The organism is Enterobacter sp. PP-008-ECC_S150 (genome assembly GCF_045257065.1).
In the GTDB taxonomy this organism is placed as follows: domain Bacteria; phylum Pseudomonadota; class Gammaproteobacteria; order Enterobacterales; family Enterobacteriaceae; genus Enterobacter; species Enterobacter chengduensis.
Map to the genome: position 1 here is coordinate 129,124 of NZ_JBJHHG010000011.1, position 23,858 is coordinate 152,981.

General features: G+C 59.8%; 23 protein-coding genes. 21 read left to right on the forward strand and 2 right to left on the reverse strand.

The features are described 5' to 3' along the window. Positions 1 to 9: 9 nt before the first annotated feature. From ACJBF3_RS13935 to ACJBF3_RS13985, 11 genes are all read left to right on the forward strand, one after another. Positions 10 to 492, forward strand: coding sequence for a DUF2501 domain-containing protein (locus ACJBF3_RS13935; RefSeq protein ID WP_045327553.1), 483 nt, complete (start codon positions 10 to 12; stop codon positions 490 to 492). Positions 493 to 761: 269 nt separating this feature from the next. After that, complete coding sequence (opgB, locus tag ACJBF3_RS13940; RefSeq protein WP_045327852.1) at positions 762 to 3,053, forward strand: phosphatidylglycerol--membrane-oligosaccharide glycerophosphotransferase; 2,292 nt, start codon at positions 762 to 764, stop codon at positions 3,051 to 3,053. A gap of 179 nt (positions 3,054 to 3,232) precedes the next feature. Beyond that, positions 3,233 to 3,871 carry an EAL domain-containing protein gene (locus ACJBF3_RS13945; protein WP_045327551.1) on the forward strand — a complete coding sequence of 213 codons (639 nt, stop codon included), beginning with the start codon at positions 3,233 to 3,235 and terminating at the stop codon, positions 3,869 to 3,871. Then, positions 3,868 to 4,410: a helix-turn-helix transcriptional regulator gene (locus ACJBF3_RS13950; protein ID WP_045327549.1), complete on the forward strand. Its 543-nt coding sequence runs from the start codon at positions 3,868 to 3,870 to the stop codon at positions 4,408 to 4,410. The genes ACJBF3_RS13945 and ACJBF3_RS13950 overlap by 4 nt, the downstream gene beginning before the upstream one ends. Before the next feature lie 32 nt (positions 4,411 to 4,442). Next, positions 4,443 to 4,940 (forward strand): spore coat protein U domain-containing protein, encoded by a 498-nt coding sequence (locus tag ACJBF3_RS13955; RefSeq protein ID WP_045327546.1) that lies wholly within the window; start codon positions 4,443 to 4,445, stop codon positions 4,938 to 4,940. 2 nt (positions 4,941 to 4,942) lie between these two features. Beyond that, positions 4,943 to 5,719, forward strand: coding sequence for a molecular chaperone (locus tag ACJBF3_RS13960; protein ID WP_048994489.1), 777 nt, complete (start codon positions 4,943 to 4,945; stop codon positions 5,717 to 5,719). Further along, on the forward strand, positions 5,640 to 7,931 hold the full coding sequence (locus tag ACJBF3_RS13965; RefSeq protein ID WP_223239954.1) for a fimbria/pilus outer membrane usher protein: 2,292 nt from the start codon (positions 5,640 to 5,642) through the stop codon (positions 7,929 to 7,931). The genes ACJBF3_RS13960 and ACJBF3_RS13965 overlap by 80 nt, the downstream gene beginning before the upstream one ends. Continuing rightward, positions 7,922 to 8,878, forward strand: coding sequence for a spore coat U domain-containing protein (locus tag ACJBF3_RS13970; RefSeq protein ID WP_045327543.1), 957 nt, complete (start codon positions 7,922 to 7,924; stop codon positions 8,876 to 8,878). Before ACJBF3_RS13965 ends, ACJBF3_RS13970 begins: the two co-directional genes overlap by 10 nt. A 127-nt stretch (positions 8,879 to 9,005) precedes the next feature. Further along, complete coding sequence (locus ACJBF3_RS13975; protein ID WP_045327542.1) at positions 9,006 to 9,746, forward strand: winged helix-turn-helix domain-containing protein; 741 nt, start codon at positions 9,006 to 9,008, stop codon at positions 9,744 to 9,746. Position 9,747: 1 nt separating this feature from the next. After that, positions 9,748 to 10,221, forward strand: a complete 474-nt coding sequence (locus tag ACJBF3_RS13980; RefSeq protein WP_045327541.1) for a hypothetical protein — start codon at positions 9,748 to 9,750, stop codon at positions 10,219 to 10,221. 29 nt (positions 10,222 to 10,250) lie between these two features. Beyond that, positions 10,251 to 10,757 carry a GNAT family N-acetyltransferase gene (locus ACJBF3_RS13985; RefSeq protein ID WP_045327850.1) on the forward strand — a complete coding sequence of 169 codons (507 nt, stop codon included), beginning with the start codon at positions 10,251 to 10,253 and terminating at the stop codon, positions 10,755 to 10,757. 141 nt (positions 10,758 to 10,898) lie between these two features. On the opposite strand, the gene tsr is transcribed toward ACJBF3_RS13985, so the two are convergent. Together tsr and hpaR are read right to left on the reverse strand one after the other, a co-directional pair. After that, positions 10,899 to 12,563 (reverse strand): methyl-accepting chemotaxis protein, encoded by a 1,665-nt coding sequence (gene tsr, locus ACJBF3_RS13990; protein WP_045327849.1) that lies wholly within the window; start codon positions 12,561 to 12,563, stop codon positions 10,899 to 10,901. 83 nt (positions 12,564 to 12,646) lie between these two features. Then, on the reverse strand, positions 12,647 to 13,087 hold the full coding sequence (hpaR, locus tag ACJBF3_RS13995) for a homoprotocatechuate degradation operon regulator HpaR (protein WP_045327540.1): 441 nt from the start codon (positions 13,085 to 13,087) through the stop codon (positions 12,647 to 12,649). 270 nt (positions 13,088 to 13,357) lie between these two features. Here hpaR and hpaG point away from each other — a divergent pair, with 270 nt between their 5' ends. From hpaG to ACJBF3_RS14045, 10 genes are all read left to right on the forward strand, one after another. Beyond that, entirely contained in the window at positions 13,358 to 14,635 is a 1,278-nt protein-coding gene (gene hpaG / locus ACJBF3_RS14000; RefSeq protein WP_045327539.1) for a 4-hydroxyphenylacetate degradation bifunctional isomerase/decarboxylase, read from the forward strand. Next, positions 14,632 to 16,098: a 5-carboxymethyl-2-hydroxymuconate semialdehyde dehydrogenase gene (gene hpaE, locus ACJBF3_RS14005; protein WP_045327538.1), complete on the forward strand. Its 1,467-nt coding sequence runs from the start codon at positions 14,632 to 14,634 to the stop codon at positions 16,096 to 16,098. Before hpaG ends, hpaE begins: the two co-directional genes overlap by 4 nt. A gap of 2 nt (positions 16,099 to 16,100) precedes the next feature. Beyond that, entirely contained in the window at positions 16,101 to 16,952 is an 852-nt protein-coding gene (gene hpaD, locus ACJBF3_RS14010) for a 3,4-dihydroxyphenylacetate 2,3-dioxygenase (RefSeq protein WP_045327537.1), read from the forward strand. Between the two features lie 8 nt (positions 16,953 to 16,960). Further along, a complete protein-coding gene (locus ACJBF3_RS14015) occupies positions 16,961 to 17,341 on the forward strand; it encodes a 5-carboxymethyl-2-hydroxymuconate Delta-isomerase (RefSeq protein WP_045327536.1) in 381 nt (126 codons plus the stop codon). Between the two features lie 239 nt (positions 17,342 to 17,580). After that, the gene (hpaH, locus tag ACJBF3_RS14020) at positions 17,581 to 18,384 is read left to right on the forward strand and encodes a 2-oxo-hept-4-ene-1,7-dioate hydratase (protein WP_024908290.1); all 804 of its coding nucleotides are present in this window, start codon (positions 17,581 to 17,583) and stop codon (positions 18,382 to 18,384) included. A 10-nt stretch (positions 18,385 to 18,394) separates the two neighbouring features. Beyond that, positions 18,395 to 19,192 (forward strand): 4-hydroxy-2-oxoheptanedioate aldolase, encoded by a 798-nt coding sequence (hpaI, locus tag ACJBF3_RS14025; RefSeq protein WP_045327535.1) that lies wholly within the window; start codon positions 18,395 to 18,397, stop codon positions 19,190 to 19,192. A 21-nt stretch (positions 19,193 to 19,213) separates the two neighbouring features. Next, complete coding sequence (gene hpaX / locus ACJBF3_RS14030; protein ID WP_045327534.1) at positions 19,214 to 20,566, forward strand: 4-hydroxyphenylacetate permease; 1,353 nt, start codon at positions 19,214 to 19,216, stop codon at positions 20,564 to 20,566. Continuing rightward, positions 20,538 to 21,428: a 4-hydroxyphenylacetate catabolism regulatory protein HpaA gene (gene hpaA / locus ACJBF3_RS14035; RefSeq protein WP_045327532.1), complete on the forward strand. Its 891-nt coding sequence runs from the start codon at positions 20,538 to 20,540 to the stop codon at positions 21,426 to 21,428. The genes hpaX and hpaA overlap by 29 nt, the downstream gene beginning before the upstream one ends. A 195-nt stretch (positions 21,429 to 21,623) precedes the next feature. Continuing rightward, the gene (hpaB, locus tag ACJBF3_RS14040; protein WP_033144556.1) at positions 21,624 to 23,186 is read left to right on the forward strand and encodes a 4-hydroxyphenylacetate 3-monooxygenase, oxygenase component; all 1,563 of its coding nucleotides are present in this window, start codon (positions 21,624 to 21,626) and stop codon (positions 23,184 to 23,186) included. 17 nt (positions 23,187 to 23,203) lie between these two features. Next, positions 23,204 to 23,716, forward strand: coding sequence for a 4-hydroxyphenylacetate 3-monooxygenase reductase subunit (locus tag ACJBF3_RS14045; protein WP_045327528.1), 513 nt, complete (start codon positions 23,204 to 23,206; stop codon positions 23,714 to 23,716). Positions 23,717 to 23,858: the final 142 nt, after the last annotated feature.

The window sequence follows — 23,858 nt, forward strand, 5'->3', positions numbered from 1 at the left end:
AGAGCCACGATGAAAAAACAGATCCTTATCAGCGCCTTTTCAGGCGCGCTGCTGATGACCGGCGCAGCGCAAGCGGCGTCCTGGCAAGATTCCCTCTCGAGTGCAGCGAACCAGCTGACCAAAGAGAGCGGCAGTTCTCAGGGCGGGCTTTCCGCTTCCTCACTCACCAGCCTGCTGGGCAACAGCTCCCAGAGCCTCAGCGCGGGCACGATGAACAATGCGGCGGGAATTCTGGAATATTGCGCGAAGCAAAAGCTGGCTTCCGTGACCGACGCGCAAAACATCAAAAACCAGGTGCTGGGTAAGCTGGGTCTGGATACCCAGGAGCAGAAAGCGGACACCAACTATATGGACGGCATTCAGGGCCTGCTTAACGCGCAGAACGGCCAGCAGCTTAACCTGAGCACCCTCGGCAACTCCTCTCTGGCAAAACAGGTGAAAACCAAAGCCTGCGATCTGGTGCTGAAACAGGGCGTGAATTTCCTCTCCTGATCCATCCCATTTTCTGCCACAACACGCCGCGTTTAATGCGATAGTCTTGCAGCGCGGCGCTAAATGAGCGTTTTTCCTGCCTGCCACCGTCTCAGCGTCCGTTTGTCAGGATGTGCACGTCTTCATAAAAACGGTTTTCTAAACCAAATCCTAATAACAGTACACTTTCGTGACACTAAAATTGCAGCTTAACGACATCGCAATTACATTGTATGCCCCAAAAATAAACAGTTAGCCAGCGAAGCATCTGGCGTCACGAGGATATGCTGTTGTCTGAACTCTTGTCTCTTATCCTTTTTCTGGCTTCCGTCGGCGTTTACGCCTGCAAAGCTGGCCGTCACACCTGGTGGTTTATCGTCACGCTGGTGGTGCTCGGCATTTTTATTATTTTAAACATTACCTTATACGCCAGCGATTACTTTACCGGTGACGGTATTAACGATGCGGTGCTCTACACGCTGACGAACAGCCTGACGGGCGCGGGGGTGGGCAAATACATTCTTCCGGGGTTCGGCCTTATCGTCGCGCTGGTGACGATTTTTGGCGCGCTGGCCTGGGTGCTGCGTCGACGTCGCCATCATCCGCACCATCATGGCTACAGCCTGCTGGCGTTATTTCTGGCGCTGGCCTCCGTCGACGCCAGCCCGGCGTTCCATCAGATCGCCGAGCTGGTGAAATCCCAGTCTCGCGACGGCGATCCTGATTTCGCGGCTTACTATAAAGAGCCGTCGAAAACGATCGCCAACCCGAAGCTCAACCTGGTCTACATCTACGGCGAAAGCCTGGAGCGCACGTATTTTGATAACGATGCCTTCCCTGACCTGACGCCAGACCTGGGGGCACTGAAAAATGAGGGGCTCGATTTCAGCCACACCATGCAGCTGCCCGGTACGGATTATACAATTGCCGGGATGGTGGCCTCCCAGTGCGGTATCCCGCTATTCGCGCCTTTTGAAGGTAACGCCTCCGCCTCGATGTCGACCTTCTTCCCGCAGAATATTTGCCTCGGCGATATCCTGAAAAACTCCGGCTATGAAAACTATTTTGTGCAGGGGGCAAACCTGCGCTTCGCCGGAAAAGACGTGTTCCTGAAATCCCACGGTTTTGACCACCTGTATGGCTCGGAAGAGTTAAAAACGACGGTTGCCGATCCGACCTACCGCAACGACTGGGGCTTCTATGACGATACGGTGCTCGACGAAACCTGGAAGAAATTCGAAGAACTTTCCCGCGTGGGCAAGCGCTTCTCCCTCTTCGCGCTGACGGTGGATACCCACCATCCGGACGGGTTTGTCTCGCGCTCCTGTAAGCGCAAAAGCTATGAGATTGATGGCAAAAACAACAAATCGTTCAGCGCCGTCACCTGCAGCCAGGAGCACATTGCCGCGCTGGTCGAGAAAATCAAAGCCTCGCCCTGGTTTAAAAATACCGTCATCGTCGTCTCGTCTGACCATCTGGCGATGAAAAACAGCGCCTGGGACCAGCTCAACAAGCAGGATCGCAGCAACCTGTTCTTTGTCCTGCGCGGCGACCAGCCGCAGCAGGAGGAGATCGCCACCAAACGCAACTCGATGGATAACGGCGCCACCGTGCTGGACATCCTGGGCGGCGACAACTTTATCGGCCTCGGCCGCAGCACGCTGTCGGGGCAATCCCTGTCGGAAGTGTTCCTCAACATGAAGGAAAAAATCCTCGCATGGAAGCCAGACATCATCCGCCTGTGGAACTTCCCGAAAGAGATGAAGGATTTCACCGTCGATCGGGATAAAAAAACGATTGCCTTCTCGGGCAGCACATTCCGTCTGCCGCTGCTGGTGCGCGTGTCGGAGGGGCGCGTTGAGCCGCTGCCGGAAAGCGAGTATTCCGCGCCGCTGCGCTATCAACTGGCCGATTTTGCGCCACGCGATAATTTCGTCTGGGTCGACAGATGTTACAAAATGGGCCAGCTCTGGTCGCAGCCGCTGGCGCTCTCGACCGACTGGTGCGTCTCTCAGGGGCAGCTTGGCGGGGAGCAAACCGTGCAGCACGTCGATCGCGCCCAGTGGAAAGGCAAAACCGCATTTAACGATACGGTGATTGATACCGCGCGCTATCAGCACAATGTCGACATGCTGAAAACCGTCGATAACGATATTCGCTACAAGGCGGACAGCTTTATCTTTAACGTGGCCGGCGCGCCTGAGGAAGTGAAGCAGTTTAGCGGCATCTCGCGTCCGGAGTCCTGGGGCCGCTGGTCCAACGCGCAGCTGGGCAACGAGGTGAAAATTGAGTACACCCATCCCCTGCCCGAACAATTTGACCTCGTGATCACGGCCAGAGCATACGGACCCAACGCCAACAAGCCCGTGCCGGTGCGCGTGGGCGATCGGGAGCAGATCCTGACGCTCGGAAACGACGTGTCCACGCACACGCTGCATTTTGAAAACCCATCCCGCAGCAACACGCTGGTGATTGTGCCGCCCGACCCGCAGGCGACGAACGAAGGGAATATCCTTGGGCACTCACCGCGCGAGCTCGGCATCGGCATGGTAGAAATCAAGATCGTCAGTACACAAGGGTAACCCGCGCGTGCCCGGCCTTCCGCCGGGCACTTATGAAAATAAATAATTCTATAAATTCATTATAAATAAGATAAAAACACTTTATATCAGCCGTTTTAATTTATAAATATCCCGCAAAAAGCCAAATCCATAAAATGTGCAGCTTCTGAAGTCACCACGGAGCGTTACGCACTTTTATTATGCTAACCGGCTATAAGTTCGAATCCATCCGGGCACTGCGCAGTGAAAATGTCATTGCCTGGGAGGTATTGTCCACGGCAAAGCCCCACGTCAATCTCGAAGACTATTTTGACTCAATGCCCCTGACGCAGCGTAAAGCACACTTCTTTGCGCAGCTTCGTCATGCCATGTTTTGCGAGGCGGGCGACAAGTATTATCTCAATGCGACGTCGGATTTGCTGCTGGAAACGGACTTCCTCGACAGGCTCAAAGAAGAGACGCCCTTCCCGGCGAAGCTTGCCATCGAGGTCACCGACCTTCATACGCTGGTGCAGCTCGACGGCGCGCAAAGCCAGGCTCTGCGGATATGCATCGCAACGCTCCATCAGTGGGGGATTGAAGTGTGGGCTGACGACGTCTGCGAAGACATTCTTCCCGACCTCCTGACCAGCCAGATCCGCTTCTGCGGCGTCAAAATTGACAAGCATACCTTCTGGAGCGGACGCACCGAGCAGGAGAAGTTCCTGCATCTCACCCGCCAGTGCAAGCGCGTCGCCAGCAAGGTGCTGATAGAAGGCATTGAAACTGCGGGTGATTTCGCGCTGGCCCGTGCCAGCGTGGCCGACTATGGCCAGGGCTATCTGTGGGGCAGAAAATGACGCCCTTTATTCCGAATGCTGGCTATCAGGCTATCGTCCTGAGCGGCAATGCGTTTTTATGGCTTGGCCTCAGCTCGATGATTTCAGCCGCCGTCACCCCCTGCCCGGAGATGCACTGGATCGATGATGTTACTCCGCAAGGGCTTCTGCGCCTGCAGACGCTGCTGCGCAATACGCACGTCGGACAGAACTGGCTGGTATTTACGGATGCCGCGCGGGTCTGCGACGTGAACGCCTGCCTGCGCAACGAGCGGGTCAGGGTGGTCGCAGATAACCTCTCTCTTGCGCAACTGAGCCGCTGCTTTAGCGACACGACATTCGCCTTCGAAAACGCCGCCACGCTCTCGTATCAGGAGATGCGGGTATGCATGCTGCTGCACAAAGGATTCAGTCCGGTCCGCATCGCAAAAATCCTGAATAAGTCACCTAAAACGATCTACACCCACAAGCGTAACGCGATGAACAAGTTTTGCTGTCACAGCCTGGCGGATTTCCATCGAAAACTCTGCCTGCTGGACGCTCGATCTTTCACATTGTAATTGCACTGTTACTCACGTCAGGAAATACGATCATGAAAATTATCAACGCTGCTGTATGTTGTTCCGCTCTCCTGCTTCCTGTTGCCGCAATCGCCGCAGACAGTACCGCAAGCGCGACGATGCACGTCTCACTCGAGGTCGTGAAGTCGTGCACGCTCAAAGCTAACGACCTCAACTTCTCGCGCCATGGCTCGGATGAATCGAGCGAAATTCAGGCCAGCACGCAGGTTGATATCGTCTGTACCAACGGTACCCCGTTCACCCTCTCGGCCACCAGCAACGATAGCAGTGATAACGGCACCTTCTGGCTGAAGCCGGAAAACGGCGAAACGGGCGCACAGAAGATTGCCTGGAAACTCTTTGCTGATGAAGGCAAACAGACGCAAATCACCAGCACCGATGGGCTCACCGACACCGGCAACGGCCAGGAGCAGAAAGAGACGCTCTATGGCGTGATTGACGCAGGTGCCCTGACGACCGCGCAGGCGGGTGCCTACAGCGACGACGTCACCTTAAACCTGGTGTACTGATCGTGCGTCGCTATCTTCCTTGCTTCATTCTGTGGCTCATGATGCTGGCGCTGCTGTCACGCTACGCGCTGGCCGCCACGCTGCAGGTGGCGCCCGTTACGCTCGATCTGCAAAGCGGCCAGCGCGCGACGGCGGTCACCCTCACCAACAGTGGAAAAGCGGCCATTCACGCGCAGATACGGGTGTACGAATGGACCCAGAAAAACGGTCAGGATGTCTTAACCGCCACCGACGAGGTGGTCAGCAGCCCGGCGATGACCGCGCTGGCGCCGGGCCAGCAGCAGCTGGTCCGCATCATCGTTATGCAGCCTGACGCTCATGAACAGGAGCAGAGCTACCGGCTGGTGATTGACGAGCTGCCGGACACCCTTTCCCGTGCGGCCAATCCCAACGGCGTACACTTCCTGCTGCGCTATTCGATTCCGGTGTTTATTGGCGGCGCCCAGAATACCCCCATCGGCCACGATGCGCTGAGCTGTGAACAGGCAGACGGCCCGGCGACAATCCGCTGCTATAACGCCGGAAAAAGCCATATTCGCCTGAGCCATCTTGAGGCTCTGACGGCCAGTGGGCAGGTTGCGGGATCGGTTAAAGGCCTGGCGGGCTATGTCCTGCCCGGACAGACCGCTCTTGTGAAACTTAAGCAAGCATCACGCCATACGCTCAGCGCGTTGCGCGTCTACCTCAACGATGACCATCATGCCAGCCAGATCCCCCTGCGCCCGCTCGCTTCTCGCGCTCCTGCTTTGGCTACCGTTGATGCTGTTAGCCCGCACTGAAGGTAGCGCCGACACCGTCCAATGGCTGGCCATCACCGTGAATCACGCCCCGCGTGGGGATCTGTGGGCCTGCCGGGTGGTGGACAATGCGCTGTGGATAAGCCGCAGCGACGTAAAAAAACTGGGGCTTCACGCCCCGGATGACCACGGCGGATGGGTGGAACTCACGGCCCTGCCGGGGCTGAAGGTGGAGATTGACCTGCTTGCCCAGCAGGTGTCGATTACGGCCGAGGCGAAGGCGCTCGAGGGGCAGCAACATCTGACGCTCGAAAAATCGTCCCCGCAGTACGTCTATCCTGAGGCCCAGCCCATCAGCGCGTTTACGCTCGGCTATACCCTCTACGCCAGCGATGCGCAGGGTCAACGCCAGCTGAATGCCCAGACCCAGCTGACCGCGTCAGGGGTGCTGCCCGGGACGCTCAGCAGCAGCTTTTCAAGCCATGCCGGAGAGGAAAACAGCGCCGCCCGGCCCACCCATACGCGTCTTGAAACCCGCTGGCAGTGGGACAACACCGATTCGCTGACCACCCTGGCACTGGGAGACAGCATCACTACGGGCACGCGCTGGAGCCGTCAGGTCCGCTTTGGCGGCCTGCACTGGGCGCGAAATTTTGAACTCGATCCCCAGCTCAACACTGAACCACGCAGCCGCTACAGCGACACGGCGGTTCTGCCTTCAACGGTCGATCTTTACATTGACGGGCTCAGGCAGAGCACCCAGCACGTTACGCCGGGGGCGTTTACGCTGGATACGCTGCCCACCTTCACCGGAAGCGGACAGGCGCAGCTGGTCATTACCGACATCAACGGCCAGCGTCGCACCGTACAGCTCGATGTGTACGGGGCGCCGGGAATGCTGGCCGAAGGGCTCAGCAGCGGCTCGCTGGATATCGGCTGGATGCGGCAAAACTACGCCCAGCGTTCCGACGACTATGCCGCGTCGCCGATGCTCGACGCCGGCTGGCGGTATGGGGTCAACAATCAGCTGACGCTGGCGCTGCATACGGAGCAGCAGCACAAACTGCGCAATATCGGAACGGGGATTGACTGGCTGATATCCCCCGATGCCGGCATTGTCAGCCAGCACGTCGCGGTGAGCGACAGCCCCTACGGTCAGGGAACGCAGTGGGGCCTCGGCTGGCAGTGGAACGGCAGCGGGACGAGCATTTCTGCCAGCACCGTGCGCACCGATGCCGCGTTCGCCGACAATGCCCGCATGAGCGGTGCCGTGCCCGTCAGTCGCAGCGATAGCGTCTGGCTAAGCCATTCATTCTCCCACCTGGGCACGCCAGGCGTGGGCTGGGTAGAACAGGACATTCAGGGCAACAAACAACGCTATCTCAACGCCTCCTGGTCCGTTTTGTTACCGGCACATCTCTCCGCCACGCTGAGCTATACCCGCTCGTTTACGGACGCGTCGAGCAACGTTCAGCTTTTGCTCTCGCTCCCGCTGGGGCGGCAGGACACTCTCTCACTCCAGGCAAACCAGGATTCGCCGCGCATGGACTATCGCCATCAGCCAGACGACCAAACCGGCGGCTGGTCATGGCAGCTGGGGCAAAGCGTTGGCGAACAAAGGGAAAGGTATGCTGACGTGGGCTATCTGGGCCACGCCGGTGAGTGGCACGTTGGGCTGGAGCAAGGTGCTAACGCGAGAAATCAGTATGCCTCAGCCGAAGGCAGCCTGACGCTGCTGGATAACAGCCTGCACGCCCTGCGCTACAACGAGCAAGGCCTGGCGCTGGTCTCAACCCGCGGTATCGGGCACGTGCCGGTGATGCTGGAAAATCGCCCGGCAGGCGAAACCGATGAGGAGGGATATCTCCTGCTGACCGACCTGCCGCGCTACCACAACAGCAAAGTCACCATCAATCCGCTGGATCTGCCTTCCGATGTGATTGCCTCCGTCACCGACATGTATGCCAGACCGGGTAACAGCAGTGCGGTAAAAGTCGATTTCAACGTCCACCACGCCGTGACGGTTCAGGCCAGGCTGGTCGACAGCCGCGGCGCGCCGATCCCGCTGGGCAGCATCGTTTCAACGCCTCACGGCGCCACCATCGTGGGACGCGACGGGTTTATCTGGCTTGAGGACCCGCCCCTGCCGGGTGAACTGCTGGTGAAAACCGGGGAGGGGGAGTGCCGGGTCACGCTTCCGGCGCCGCGTACCGCGTCATCTATACAGAATATCGGAGAACAACCGTGTCGCTAAGAACGCCGTTATTATTGCTGCTCGTCCTGTCCGTAAAGGCAATGGCAGCAGCCTGCTGGATCACCTCCATGCCCGCCATTAACTTTGGCAACGTCGTGGCGGGCAACGCCGCCTCCGTCAACGCTGAGGTAAAATTTAGCTGCCAGGCGGATAACCCCGGGACGACAGAGTACATCAACGTCTGCCTGAGCAGCATCGACGCCCCGCCCTTTAAGATGATCTCGCCGGGGGATCAGGAGGGAAAACAGTACACCCTTCTCTTCCGCCTGCTTAACGGCGTTGCGCGCTCTCAGGAGCTGGGGCCTGCCGGCAGCGGGAACCTGATTCAGCAGACCCTGGCCGCGGAAAGCAATGCCAACGTCAGCGGTACCTTTCCGCTGATCGCCACCCTACCCGCAGGGCAAAGCCAGCTTCCGGCCTACCACTACTACAACTACAACATGAATCTGCGGATAGCATGGCACAGCGCCCTGCGTCAGGATGCGCTGCAAAACTGCTCGGACGGTTCCGCAGAGGGAGAACAGGTGCAGGGCGGCACCAGCGCGCAGGCCGAAATCAGCCAGGGATGCTACATCGAGCACGTCACTCCGCTTAATTTCGGCACCCTGACCAGCGCCGCCACGCTGCGCCCGACGCGCTCCACGGCAACCCTTACCACGCGCTGTCCGGCCGGTACCGCATTCACGCTGGCGATGGGAAATGGCAATCATGCCAGCGGTAACCAGCGGCAGCTATGCAACGAGGGAGGCCAGTGCCTGCGCTACGTCCTCTGGCAGGATGCGGGGGCCACGCAGCGCTGGGGCGACCAAAGCAGCGGCGACGCGATGCAGGTCACTCACTCCGCTGGCGGCACGCAGAGTTACACCGTCTATGGCGACGTCCCGGCGCAGCCGCTGAGCGGCACGGGGGAATTCAGCGATGACGTCATCGTTACGCTGACTTATTAAACAGCGCAAAATCCTGCCTGGATCAATGTTATGGGTAACAATGACGCTAAAATAGCCAACAGCTCTGCTTAATCAGGCGAAAGGCCTGTTCTTTTATTCGTTATCTCTGTCTGTATTACAACAATTTATGAAATACCTGCTTGCTGACGCCCTCGTCTACAACGACGAGGACGGTTCTGTTTCTCTTATTAATGCACCGGATGAGGATGTGCAGATCCTCACCTGCACGGCCAATACCATTATGAAGCTGCTGGTGCAGCATCATGGGAACGTGGTCGAACGAGAAACGCTTCTTCACGAGGTCTGGGACAGCCGCGGGCTGCAGGGGTCGAACAATTCGTTAAACCAGTACATCAGCATTTTGCGCAAGCTGCTGGCAAGCCTGCTGCCCGACGTCCTGTTTATCGTCACCGTGCCTAAAACGGGCTTTATGCTCAGCGCAGAGGTCACGGTCACCGCGCTGGAGGAGCCATGCCCGGCAGCCGGAACGGCGACATCCGTTCGGCGCGTTCGCCCGGACGTGCTGTTCTGCGGGGCGCTCACGCTGGCGATCGTTGCGCTGTGCATCTGGATAACGGCAGTCAAGCCGGCAACCCAGCAGCAGGAGATCCACCTGCTGACCCATATTGGCACGTGTCCGGTCTACACCTTTACGCCGCTGGCGGACGTGTTTCACGAGAGGGCGATTGGGCTGGCGCAGACGATTCAGCAGGACGGCCATCTTCCGTGCCTGAAAAACTCCATTTTCTACATGCACGTTCAGAGAACGCTTTTCTACGGCCACGAAGGGCGGCTGGTGCTCTCCCAATGTTCCCTCACGCAGGGTAAAGCCAGCGCCTGCCGGACGCTTTACTATTACGAGTGGTGAAATGAGACACAAAAAAGTTTGGCTAATCCTCATCCTCAACCTGCTGCTGCTGGGCGCCGCGCTGGCGTGGTACTTTCACACGCCCCCGCTGTCGGTGGCCTGCGACGGAAACCTGACCTTTTCCGATCGGCGCGATAGCCACGAGTTCACCTTTGACGGCGAGATCATTATGCGTTTTCACCCCGACAAAACGGGGTATATCACGCTAAACGGCAGCGTGGTGAATGCGCCGCGCAGCTGGGAGGTCTCCCGCCAGGAGATGTTTAAATGGCGGCACGTAGAGGGCGAACTGTATGAGATTGTCATACAAAAAGTGGAGCGGTTTAGCCACGACGCCATGCCGCCCGGGGTCTTTGAAAAATACGTCTCGGGCCTGACGCTGGGCAATAAAAGGCTTCTGACGATAGAGCGCACTCCGCATGATGCGCTGGTGATCAGCAATTTTTACTCGCCGGTGCTGATCTGCTCGGAATAATGTCGACGGCTCAGGTTATACTTGCCGCCATGACTATTCGCATTCGCCCCACCACCCGCAACGACGTTGCTGCCCTGTCCGCCATTGAACGCGCGGCGGCCGGGCGCTTTCGTGACTTCCCGGCACTCGCCTGGCTTGCCGACGGCGAGGTCATTTCCGCCGAGCAGCATCTTGCGTATGCCGAACGTGGGCTAAGCTGGCTGGCGCTGGCAGACAGCCGCCCCGTCGGGTTTATCCTCGCCGAAGCGCATTCTTCTTCGCTGTTTATCGTGGAGCTTTCGGTTGATCTGGACTGGCAGGGAAAGGGCATTGGTCGGCAGCTTATCGCCTGTGCGGCTGATCATGCCCGTGAAAGAGGGCTGGCGTCGCTGACCTTGACGACGTTCCGGAACGTGCCGTGGAATGCGCCGTTCTATGCGCGGCTGGGGTTTGAATACGTTACTGAACTCACGCCTGAACTGCGTCAGAAAAGGGAAGAAGAGACAGCGCACGGCTTAGCGTTTGATTCCCGCTGCGCCATGCGTCTGCCGCTTTGATATCGCCCGGTGGCGCTGCGCTTACCGGGCCTACAACACCACGAACCGTAGGCCGGGTAAGGCACAGCCGCCACCCGGCAAAAAACTACGAACCGTAGGCCGGGTAAGGCGCAGCCGCCACCCGGCACAACGCGCACAGGACTAGAACGTTTCCCAGTTATCGCCTGAATCGACCGCCGCGGTTTTCCGCGCCGTCACCGGCGTGGAAACCGCTTTAGCCGCAGCGAATTCGCGCGCCTTCATCTGCTCCTGCTGAATGCGGAACACCGCTACGGCCTGCGTCAGGCGGCTCGCCTGCTCTTCCAGCGCGGCAGCCGCTGCGGCAGATTCCTCAACCAGCGAGGCGTTCTGCTGGGTGACGCGATCCATCTCGGCCACCGCCAGACCCACCTGGTCAATACCGCGGCTCTGCTCGTCGGACGCAGAGGCGATTTCACCCATGATGTCCGTTACGCGGGTAACCGCATTCACGATCTCACCCATGGTTTCACCGGCGCTTTCGACCAGCGTTGAACCCACTTCCACGCGACCCACGGAGTCTTCAATCAGGCTCTTGATCTCGCGTGCAGCCTGGGCGCTGCGCTGGGCCAGGTTACGCACTTCACCCGCCACCACCGCAAAACCTCGGCCCTGCTCGCCCGCGCGCGCCGCTTCTACCGCCGCGTTCAGTGCCAGAATGTTGGTCTGGAAAGCAATGCCGTCGATCACGCTGATAATGTCGGCAATCTTCTGCGAACTGCCCGCGATATCGCGCATGGTCTGCACCACGTTATCCACCACTTTGCCGCCCTTCTGCGCGGTTTCAGAGGCGCTCAGCGCAAGATGGCTCGCCTGACGGGCGTTCTCGGCGTTCTGCTTCACGGTCGCCGTCAGCTGCTCCATGCTGGCAGCGGTCTCTTCCAGGGAAGCGGCCTGCTGTTCAGTACGGGAGGAGAGGTCGTTGTTGCCCATCGCGATTTCGCTCGCGCCGCTGTAGATCGCATTCGCGCCGTTACGCACGTCGCCAACGGTACGCACCAGCTCACCCTGCATATGACGCAGGGAGTCGGCCAGTTCACCCATCTCGTTGGTGCCCTGAACCTCAATGCGTTTCACCAGGTCGCCGCTGGCGATATGGCGAATATTGTCGATCAGACGATTGAGCGGGGAGATCAGCGTCTGCTTGATGTTCAGCCAGACGGCCACAATCACCACCAGCACGGCAATCAGGACGCCGATCAGCACCCAGATAGCCTGGCTGTAGGAGCTGTTGCTGTCTTCGACCGCCGTCTGGTACAGCTTGTCGTTCTGCTGCAGGTAGCTCACATATTGCTTCTCAAAACCATCCTGGTAGCTCTGGGTCGGCTGGTCGAAGAAGGCGTTAATTTTGCCCGCGCCCAGCAGCTGAATCAGCTCCGCCAGCGCGCCGTGGTAGATATCATAGTTACGCTTGATCTCCATGGCATCCGCATCGCTTTGACGCGGATCGCGCGGCAGGGCTTCATAGTCAGCCCAGTTTTTTTCCGCCTGTTTCAGAGACGCAGACGCAATTTGCATCAAGTCGTTCACGGTCGCGCCGCTGCCGATATTGCTCTGATCCATCATGTAGCGGATACCCGCGCGGTTCAGGGTATTACGGGTTTGCAGCAACGCTACCCAACTGCCGTTCAGCGTGGACTGTTGCTGGCGAATGGTTTGCAGGACGGTGAAATTCTCTTTGTCATTCTTCAGAGCATTAAAGAAAAGACCACCGGATGTGAGTTGTAAAAGGCCAAATATCGCTAAAACCAGCATTAAGCTGGTGACAATCTTGATACGGTTTAACATGTTTTCTCTTTCCTCAGACAGATACAGAATTTTCGGCCTGGAAAGGGAAAACTTTACGAAAATCATCCTGGAATTTGGGGTTTTTACTCTTCTTCCCGTCCTGCGTTATGCCGGTTTCCGAGTTCAATAAACTCTTCCAGCAGCGCCGTCAGCTGTTTCATCTTCTCCGGCGTGTATTCCGCCTCAATCTGCTGATACGCCTCTTCAACCTGCGCCTGCGCGTGTTCATACAGCGCATTCCCCTCTTTGGTCAGCGACACGTACAGCTTGCGCTGGTCGTTTACCGGCTTTAAGCGCAGCACCAGGCCGTCGCGCTCCATGCGCGTCAGAATGCCGGTCAGACTGGGACGCAAAATACAGGTGCGAAACGCCAGATCGTGAAAATCCATCGATGGATGTTCAGCCAGCACGCGCACGATGCGCCACTGCTGCTCGGTCAGGTTATGGCGCTTCACGATCGGGCGGAAGTAGGACATCGCCGCTTCCCGCGCCTGCAGCAGCGCGATGGTTAATGAATCATGCATGGCTTCTCCCCTTCACATCATTAACAAGTAAACAATCCATAAAAGATGCTTTTATAAACAACACGTTTTTCATCAAAAAGTCTAACAGAAACCCACCAAACTCATTAACAACATGATTTTAATAGCAATATAAAACAGAATGTAAATTTATTGTTATTCATATCACAAATTTTTCACTTCTGATTGCGAAATAAACAGCAAAAGCATAAAACCAGATCATTAACATATTAATGAAATCCAAACCGGACATCCGGCCTGAGGAGTATGTGAATGAAAGGTACCGTTTTTGCCGTCGCCCTCAACCATCAAAGCCAGCGGGAAGCCTGGCGCGAGGCGTTTGAAAAAGCCCCCTACAGCACGCCGCCGAAAACGGCGGTATGGTTCATCAAACCGCATAACACCGTGATCCGCGCAGGCGAACCCATTCCGTTCCCGCAGGGGGAAACGGTGCTGAGCGGTGCGACGGTAGCGCTGGTGGTGGGCAAAACCGCCAGCAGGGTGCGCGTGGAGGACGCGGCGGCGTACATCGCCGGGTATGCGCTCGCCAACGAGGTGAGCCTGCCGGAAGAGAGCTTCTACCGCCCGGCGATCAAGGCCAAATGCCGGGACGGCTTCTGCCCGCTCGGCGAGCTGGTCAACGTTGAGAACGTGGATAACCTGACCCTCATCACCGAAATTAACGGTCGCGAAGCGGACCACTGGAACACGGCCGATCTTCAGCGCAACGCCGCCGAGCTGCTGAGCGCCCTGAGCGAGTTCGCCACCCTTAATCCCGGCGATGCGATATTGCTCGGCACCCCGCACAGCCGGGTTGAGATCCGCCCGGGCGATCGCGTGCGTATTCTGGCGGAAGGCTTTCCGCCGCTGGAAAACCCGGTGGTGGATGAACGCGACGTCATTCCCGCTCACCGCACGCCGCCGCACGCCACGCTGTTTGCCCTCGGCCTGAACTACGCCGATCACGCCAGCGAGCTGGACTTTAAGCCGCCTACCGAACCGCTGGTGTTTATCAAAGCGCCGAACACCTTTAACGGCGACAACCAGACCTCGTTGCGCCCGAACAATATTGAATACATGCACTACGAAGCGGAGCTGGTGGTCGTCATCGGCAAAACCGCCCGTAAGGTGAGCGAAGCCGAGGCGATGGACTATGTTGCGGGCTACACGGTCTGCAACGACTACGCCATCCGCGACTACCTGGAAAACTACTACCGCCCGAACCTGCGGGTGAAAAGCCGCGACGGGCTGACCCCCATCAGCCCAAACATCGTGCCAAAAGAGGCTATTCCCGACCCGCACAACCTGACCCTGCGCACCTTCGTCAACGGCGAGATGCGACAGCTTGGCACCACGGCGGATCTGATCTTCAGCATTCCGTTCCTGATTGCCTACCTGAGCGATTTTATGACCCTGCAGCCGGGCGACATGATTGCCACCGGCACGCCGAAAGGGCTTTCCGACGTGGTGCCGGGGGATGAAGTGGTGGTGGAAGTGGAAGGCGTAGGACGCCTGGTGAACCGAATTGTGAGTGAGGAGACGGCAAAATGAAAAAGATTAACCACTGGATCAACGGTAAAAACGTCGCCGGAAGCGAGTACTTCCACACCACCAACCCGGCCTCCGGCGAGGTGCTGGCCGAAGTCGCTTCCGGCGGGGAAGCGGAAATTCACCAGGCCGTCGCCGCCGCGAAAGAGGCATTCCCGAAATGGGCCAACCTGCCGATGAGGGAGCGCGCGCGCCTGATGCGCCGTCTGGGCGATCTGATCGATCAGAACGTCCCGGAGATCGCCGCCATGGAGACCGCCGACACCGGCCTGCCGATCCACCAGACCAAAAACGTGCTCATCCCGCGCGCCTCGCACAACTTCGAATTTTTCGCCGAGGTGTGCCAGCAGATGAACGGCAAAACCTACCCGGTCGACGACAAGATGCTGAACTACACCCTGGTGCAGCCGGTGGGCGTCTGCGCGCTGGTGTCGCCGTGGAACGTGCCGTTCATGACCGCCACCTGGAAGGTCGCCCCGTGCCTGGCGCTCGGCAACACCGCGGTGCTGAAGATGTCTGAACTCTCGCCGCTGACCGCCGACCGCCTGGGCGAGCTGGCCCTCGAAGCGGGTATTCCGGCGGGCGTGCTGAACGTCGTTCAGGGCTACGGCGCGACGGCGGGCGACGCGCTGGTGCGTCATCACGACGTGCGCGCCGTGTCGTTTACCGGCGGCACCGCCACCGGGCGCAACATCATGAAAAACGCTGGGCTGAAGAAATACTCCATGGAGCTGGGCGGCAAATCGCCGGTGCTGATTTTTGAGGATGCCGACATCGAGCGCGCGCTGGACGCCGCTCTGTTCACCATCTTCTCCATCAACGGCGAGCGCTGCACCGCGGGCTCGCGCATCTTCATCCAGCAGAGCATCTACCCGGAATTCGTGAAGCGCTTTGCCGAGCGCGCCAGCCGCCTGCGCGTGGGCGACCCGACCGATCCGAACACCCAGGTTGGCGCGCTGATTAGCCAACAGCACTGGGAGAAAGTCTCCGGCTATATCCGCCTCGGCATCGAGGAAGGCGCAACCCTGCTGGCGGGCGGCCCGGACAAACCAGCCGACCTGCCTGCGCACCTTCGCGGCGGCAACTTCCTGCGCCCGACCGTGCTGGCGGACGTCGACAACCGCATGCGCGTGGCTCAGGAGGAGATCTTCGGGCCGGTGGCCTGCCTGCTGCCGTTCAAGGACGAAGCGGAAGGGCTTCGCCTGGCGAACGACGTGGAATACGGCCTGGCGTCGTACATCTGGACCCAGGACGTCAGCAAGGTGCTGCGCCTGGCGCGCAATATCGAAGCGGGCATGGTGTTTGTGAATACCCAGAACGTGCGCGACCTGCGCCAGCCGTTTGGCGGCGTGAAGGCCTCCGGCACCGGCCGCGAGGGCGGTGAGTACAGCTTCGAGGTGTTCGCGGAGATGAAAAACGTCTGCATCTCCATGGGCGACCATCCGATTCCAAAGTGGGGGATCTGACCATGGGTACATTAGCGTTAGCGGCAAAAATCACCCACGTGCCGTCGATGTATCTCTCCGAGCTGCCGGGGAAAAACCACGGCTGCCGTCAGGGCGCCATCGACGGGCACAAAGAGATCGGCAAACGCTGTCGCGAGCTGGGCGTCGACACCATCATCGTGTTCGACACCCACTGGCTGGTAAACAGCGCGTACCACATCAACTGTGCGGACCATTTTTCGGGCGTCTACACCAGCAACGAGCTGCCGCACTTTATCCGCGACATGACCTACGACTACGACGGCAACCCGGCGCTCGGCCAGCTGATTGCCGACGAGGCGGTGAAGCGTGGCGTGCGCGCCAAGGCGCACAACATTCCGAGCCTGAAGCTGGAGTACGGCACGCTGGTGCCGATGCGCTACATGAACGCGGATAAGCGCTTCAAGGTGGTCTCCATCTCGGCGTTCTGCACGGTTCACGACTTCGCCGACAGCCGCAGGCTGGGCGAGGCCATCGTCAGCGCCATCGAAAAATACGACGGTACCGTGGCGGTGCTCGCCAGCGGCTCGCTGTCGCACCGCTTTATTGACGACCAGCGCGCCGAGGAAGGAATGAACAGCTACACCCGCGAGTTTGACCGCCAGATGGACGAGCGGGTGGTGAAGCTGTGGCGCGAGGGCCAGTTTAAAGAGTTTTGCAGCATGCTGCCGGAATACGCCGACTACTGCTACGGCGAGGGCAACATGCACGACACGGTGATGCTGCTGGGCATGCTCGGCTGGGACAAATACGACGGCAAGGTGGAGTTTCTCACCGAGCTGTTCGCCAGCTCCGGCACCGGCCAGGTCAACGCCGTTTTCCCGCTGCCCGCTTAGGAGCCACCATGCCGCACTTTATTGCTGAATGTACCGACAACATCCGCGAGCAGGCCGACCTCCCGGGATTGTTCGCCAAAGTGAACGAGGCGCTGGCCGCGACCGGCATCTTCCCGATCGGCGGCATCCGCAGCCGCGCCCACTGGCTGGACACCTGGCAGATGGCGGACGGCAGGCACGATTACGCCTTCGTGCATATGACGCTGAAGATTGGTGCCGGGCGCAGCCTGGAGAGCCGGCAAGCCGTGGGGGAGATGCTTTTTGGGCTTATCAAAGCGCATTTTGCCGACCTCATGGCCGCCCGTTATCTGGCGCTGTCGTTTGAGCTCGACGAGCTGCACCCGACGCTCAATTACAAGCAAAACAACGTGCACGCGTTGTTTACGTAGTCGTCTGCTTGCCCGGTGGCGCTGCGCTTACCGGGCCTACAACGGCCCCGAACGCAGGCCGGGCAAGCAAAGCGCCACCCGGCAACAGCAGCACCGAACCGTAGGCCGGGTAAGCAAAGCGCCACCCGGCAACAGCAGCACCGAACCGTAGGCCGGGTAAGCGCAGCGCCACCCGGCAACAGCAGTACCGAACCGTAGGCCGGGTAAGCAAAGCCACCCGGCAAAAACAGGATATCGCCATGCTCGATAAACACACCCACACCCTGATCGCCCATCGTCTGCATCAGGCGGAACAATCCCGGGAGCAGATCCGCGCGATCTCGCTGGATTACCCGGAGATTACGATTGAAGACGCCTACGCCGTCCAGCGCGAATGGGTCAGCCTGAAAATCGCCGAAGGCCGCGTGCTGAAGGGCCACAAGATCGGCCTGACCTCCAAAGCGATGCAGGCCAGCTCGCAGATTAGCGAGCCGGACTACGGCGCGCTGCTGGACGACATGTTCTTCCACGACGGCAGCGACATCCCCGTCGACCGCTTCATCGTCCCGCGTATCGAAGTGGAGCTGGCCTTCGTGCTGGCAAAACCGCTGCGCGGCCCGAACTGCACGATCTTCGACGTCTACAACGCCACGGACTACGTCATCCCCGCGCTGGAGCTGATCGACGCCCGCTGCCACAACGTTGACCCGGAGACCCAGCGCCCGCGCAAGGTCTTCGATACCATCTCCGATAACGCCGCCAACGCGGGCGTGATCCTCGGCGGCCGTCCGATTAAGCCCGACGAGCTGGACCTGCGCTGGATCTCCGCCCTGCTCTACCGCAACGGCGTGATTGAAGAGACCGGCGTGGCCGCAGGCGTCCTGAACCACCCGGCGAACGGCGTCGCGTGGCTGGCCAACAAGCTGGCGCCGTACGACGTGCAGCTTGAACCAGGGCAAATCATCCTCGGCGGCTCGTTTACCCGCCCGGTGCCCGCCAGCAGAGGCGACACCTTCCACGTCGACTACGGCAACATGGGCTCCATCAGCTGCCGCTTTGTTTAGGAGAGACAACATGCAAAACGCATTTAAAGCGGCGCTGAAGGCGGGCCGTCCGCAAATCGGCCTGTGGCTGGGGCTCACCAGCAGCTACAGCGCCGAGCTGCTGGCGGGAGCAGGCTTCGACTGGCTGCTTATCGACGGTGAGCACGCGCCGAACAGCGTGCAAACCGTCTTAACCCAGCTGCAGGCCATCGCCCCTTATCCGAGCCAGCCGGTGGTGCGCCCGTCGTGGAACGACCCGGTGCAGATCAAACAGCTGCTGGACGTCGGCGCGCAAACCCTGCTGGTGCCGATGGTGCAAAACGCCGACGAGGCGCGGCTGGCGGTACGCGCCACCCGCTACCCGCCTGCGGGCGTTCGCGGGGTGGGCAGCGCGCTGGCTCGCGCGTCGCGCTGGAACCGCATACCTGATTACCTCCAGCAGGCCAACGACGCCATGTGCGTGCTGGTGCAGATTGAAACCCGCGAGGCGCTGAAAAACCTGCCGCAGATCCTCGACGTGGAAGGCGTCGACGGCGTGTTTATCGGCCCGGCGGATCTGAGCGCAGACATGGGCTTTGCCGGCAATCCGCAGCACCCGGAGGTGCAGGCCGCCATCGAGCAGGCGATCGCGCAGATCCTCAGCGCGGGCAAAGCGCCCGGCATCCTGATGGCGAACGAGCAGCTGGCGAAACGCTATCTTGAACTCGGCGCGCTGTTTGTCGCCGTCGGCGTTGACACCACCCTGCTCGCCCGCGGTGCGGAAGCGCTGGCGGCACGCTTTATCGAACAACCGGTTACGTCAGTTAATAACAATAAATCCGTCTACTAAACGTAAGATCTGGAGCGCACCATGACGACCTCTACCCTGCAAGCACATGATAATAAAGCTGTTGAACAACGTGCCATTAACAAGCTGTTCCGACGCCTGATCGTCTTTCTCTTCATCCTGTTTGTCTTCTCGTTTCTCGACCGCATCAACATCGGCTTTGCCGGGCTGACGATGGGTAAAGATCTGGGCCTGACCTCCACCATGTTCGGCCTGGCCGCGACGCTGTTTTACGTCACCTACGTGCTGTGCGGGATCCCGAGCAACATCATGCTGGCGAAGATCGGCGCGCGGCGCTGGATCGCCGGGATCATGGTGGTGTGGGGCATCGCCTCCACCTGCACCATGTTCGCCACCAGCCCTGAAACCCTCTACGTGCTGCGCATGCTGGTGGGCATTGCCGAAGCCGGCTTCCTGCCGGGGATCCTGGTCTATCTCACCTGGTGGTTCCCGGCCTATCACCGCGCCCGCGCCAACGCGCTGTTTATGATCGCCATGCCGGTCACCATGATGCTCGGCTCGATCCTCTCCGGGTACATTCTGGCGATGGACGGGCTGTGGAACCTGAAGGGCTGGCAGTGGCTGTTCCTGCTGGAAGGGCTGCCGTCGGTGGTGCTCGGCGTCGTGACCTGGTTCTACCTTAACGACACGCCGGATCAGGCCACCTGGCTGGACGATGACGAAAAGCAGGCGCTGAAAACGATGATTGCCCGCGAGCAGGAAATGGCGATTGCGCACGCCGCCACGCCGCGCTCGACGCTGCGCGAAGTGCTGACGCCCGCCGTGCTGCTCTACACCCTCGCCTACTTCTGCCTGACCAACACGCTGAGCGCCATCAACATCTGGACGCCGCAGATCCTGCAGAGCTTTAACACCGGGAGCAGCAATATCGTCATCGGCCTGCTGGCGGCGATCCCGCAGTTCTGCACTATCCTCGGGATGATCTGGTGGAGCCGCCGCTCCGACAGGCTGAAAGAGCGAAAAAAGCACACCATCCTGCCGTACCTGTTCGCCGCGGCGGGATGGATGCTGGCCTCCGCCACCGATCACAGCCTGATCCAGCTGCTTGGCATCGTCATGGCCTCAACCGGATCGTTTACCGCCATGGCGATATTCTGGACCACGCCGGATCGGGTCATTAGCCTGCATTCCCGGGCGGTGGCGCTGGCGGTGATCAACGCCATCGGCAACGTGGGATCCGCCGTCAGCCCGCTGCTGATCGGCATTCTGCGCGACGCGACCGGCAGCTTCAGCTCCGGGCTGTGGTTTGTGGCCGGGCTGCTGGTGGTCGGCGCGCTGGTGCTGACCCGCATTCCGATGACGCAGCGGGATCAACAGAGGAACGACCGTGTGCCAGAGCCCTATCGCCAACATTGATATCAGCAGGGAGTACGACGAAAGCCTGGGCACCGACGACGTGCACTACCAGTCGTTCGCGCGCATGGCGGCCTTTTTTGGCCGCGACATGCAGGCGCATCGTCACGACCAGTACTTTCAGATGCACTTTCTCGATACCGGACAGATTGAGCTCCAGCTCGACGATCACCGCTACTCGGTGCAGGCGCCGCTGTTCGTCCTCACGCCGCCGTCGGTGCCGCACGCGTTTATCACCGAATCCGACAGCGACGGGCACGTGCTGACGGTGCGCGAGGATCTGATCTGGCCGCTGCTGGAGGTGCTCTACCCCGGCACCCGGGAAGCGTTTGGCCTGCCGGGGATCTGCCTCTCGCTGGCGGATAAGCCGGACGAGCTGGCGGCGCTGAAGCACTACTGGCAGCTGATTGCCCGTGAGTCCACGGAACAGCTGCCGGGACGCGAGCACACCCTGGTCCTGCTGGCGCAGGCGGTGTTTACCCTGCTGCTGCGCAACGCGAAGCTCGACGACCATGCATCAGGCGGCATGCGCGGCGAGCTGAAGCTGTTCCAGCGCTTTACCCAGCTTATCGACACCCACTACCATCAGCACTGGACGGTGCCGGAATACGCCAGCGAGCTGCACCTGACCGAATCCCGCCTGACCGATATCTGCCGCCGCTTCGCTAACCGCCCGCCGAAGCGGCTGATCTTCGATCGCCAGCTGCGGGAAGCCAGGCGGCTGCTGCTCTTTTCCGACAGCGCGGTCAGCGAGATTGCCTGGCAGCTGGGGTTTAAGGATCCGGCCTATTTCGCCCGCTTCTTTAATCGCTTAGTGGGGTGTTCGCCGAGCGCCTATCGGGCGCAGAAAGTACCGGTTTCCTGAACGCATCGCGGTTCGTAGGCCGGGTAAGCGCAGCGCCACCCGCCAGATTGCCGCACCGATCACAAAACCCCATCCCGCCCGAAAAGTACCCGCCGTTGTCCCAATCGTCCCTTCACGTCTTGCCCCTCTCAGGCTTCAATTAAACAACAAAAACAAAACATAAATTTAACAACCCTATTCCGATACGAGGTCCCTATGAAGCCTGAAGATTTCCGCGCTGATGCCAAACGTCCGTTAACCGGCGAAGAGTATTTAAAAAGCCTGCAGGACGGTCGCGAGATATATATCTACGGCGAGCGCGTCAAAGACGTCACCACCCACCCGGCGTTTCGCAACGCGGCGGCCTCCATCGCGCAGATGTACGACGCGCTGCACAAGCCAGAGATGCAGGACACGCTGTGCTGGGGCACCGACACCGGCAGCGGCGGCTATACCCACAAGTTCTTCCGCGTGGCGAAAAGCGCTGACGATCTGCGCCAGCAGCGGGACGCCATCGCCGAGTGGTCGCGCCTGAGCTACGGCTGGATGGGCCGCACGCCGGACTACAAGGCCGCGTTCGGCTGCGCCCTCGGCGCCAACCCGGCGTTCTACGGCCAGTTCGAGCAGAACGCCCGGAACTGGTATACCCGCATCCAGGAAACCGGCCTGTACTTCAACCACGCCATCGTGAACCCGCCGATCGACCGCCACAAGCCGGCGGATGAGGTAAAGGACGTCTACATCAAGCTGGAGAAAGAGACCGACGCCGGGATAATCGTCAGCGGCGCGAAAGTGGTGGCCACCAACTCGGCGCTGACCCACTACAACATGATCGGCTTCGGTTCCGCACAGGTGATGGGCGAAAACCCGGACTTCGCGCTGATGTTCGTCGCGCCGATGGATGCCGAGGGCGTGAAGCTGATCTCCCGCGCCTCCTACGAGATGGTGGCGGGCGCAACCGGCTCCCCTTACGACTACCCGCTCTCCAGCCGCTTCGACGAGAACGACGCGATCCTGGTGATGGATCATGTGCTGATCCCGTGGGAAAACGTGCTGATCTACCGCGATTTCGACCGCTGCCGTCGCTGGACGATGGAGGGCGGTTTCGCCCGCATGTACCCGCTGCAGGCCTGCGTGCGCCTGGCGGTGAAGCTCGACTTCATCACCGCCCTGCTGAAGAAATCCCTGGAGTGCACCGGCACCCTGGAGTTCCGCGGCGTGCAGGCGGATCTCGGCGAAGTGGTGGCCTGGCGCAACATGTTCTGGGCGCTGAGCGACTCCATGTGTTCCGAAGCCACGCCGTGGGTCAACGGGGCGTATCTGCCGGATCACGCCGCGCTGCAAACCTACCGCGTGATGGCGCCGATGGCCTACGCGAAGATCAAGAACATCATCGAACGCAACGTCACCTCCGGGCTGATCTACCTGCCGTCCAGCGCCCGGGATCTGAACAACCCGCAGATCGACCAGTATCTGGCGAAATACGTGCGCGGCTCCAACGGCATGGATCACGTCGAACGCATCAAGATTTTGAAGCTGATGTGGGATGCCATCGGCAGCGAATTTGGCGGCCGTCACGAGCTGTACGAAATTAACTACTCCGGCAGCCAGGACGAAATTCGCCTGCAGTGCCTGCGCCAGGCGCAGAGCTCCGGCAACATGGACAAGATGATGGCGATGGTCGACCGCTGCATGTCCGAATACGACCAACACGGCTGGACGGTGCCGCACCTGCACAACAACAGCGATATCAACATGCTGGATAAGCTGCTGAAATAGCGCAGCGGGAGGTTGCAATGCAATTAGATGAACAACGCCTGCGTTTTCGCGACGCAATGAGTAGCCTGTCGGCTGCGGTCAATGTGGTCACTACCGAGGGCGAGGCGGGCCGCTGCGGCATCACCGCCACCGCCGTCTGCTCGGTTACGGATACCCCGCCGTCGGTGATGGTGTGCATCAACGCCAGCAGCGCCATGAACCCGGTCTTTCAGGGCAACGGCAGGCTGTGCGTTAACGTGCTGAATCACGAGCAGGAGATCGTGGCGCGCCACTTCGCCGGGATGACCGGTATGGCGATGGACGAGCGCTTTGCCCTCTCCGGCTGGCAGAAAGGCCCGCTGGCGCAGCCGGTGCTCAAGGGCGCGCTCGCCAGCCTTGAAGGCGAGATTAGCCAGGTGCAAACCATCGGCACGCATCTGGTTTATCTTGTTGAAATTAAAAACATCATCCTGAGTGACGCGGGACACGGCCTGATCTACTTTAAGCGCCGTTTCCACCCGGTCATGCTGGAGGCGGAAGCCGCCGTCTGATCCCCCCGCGCGCTGGTCTTTTATCCGGCCAGCGCCGCTTTCTGCAAAAAATCCTAAGGTTTCCGCTAAATCACGCCGTTATATAACCATAAGAGAAATTTTCTGTGACTGAATACTGACGCCACCCGTCAGTGCCCCCGCA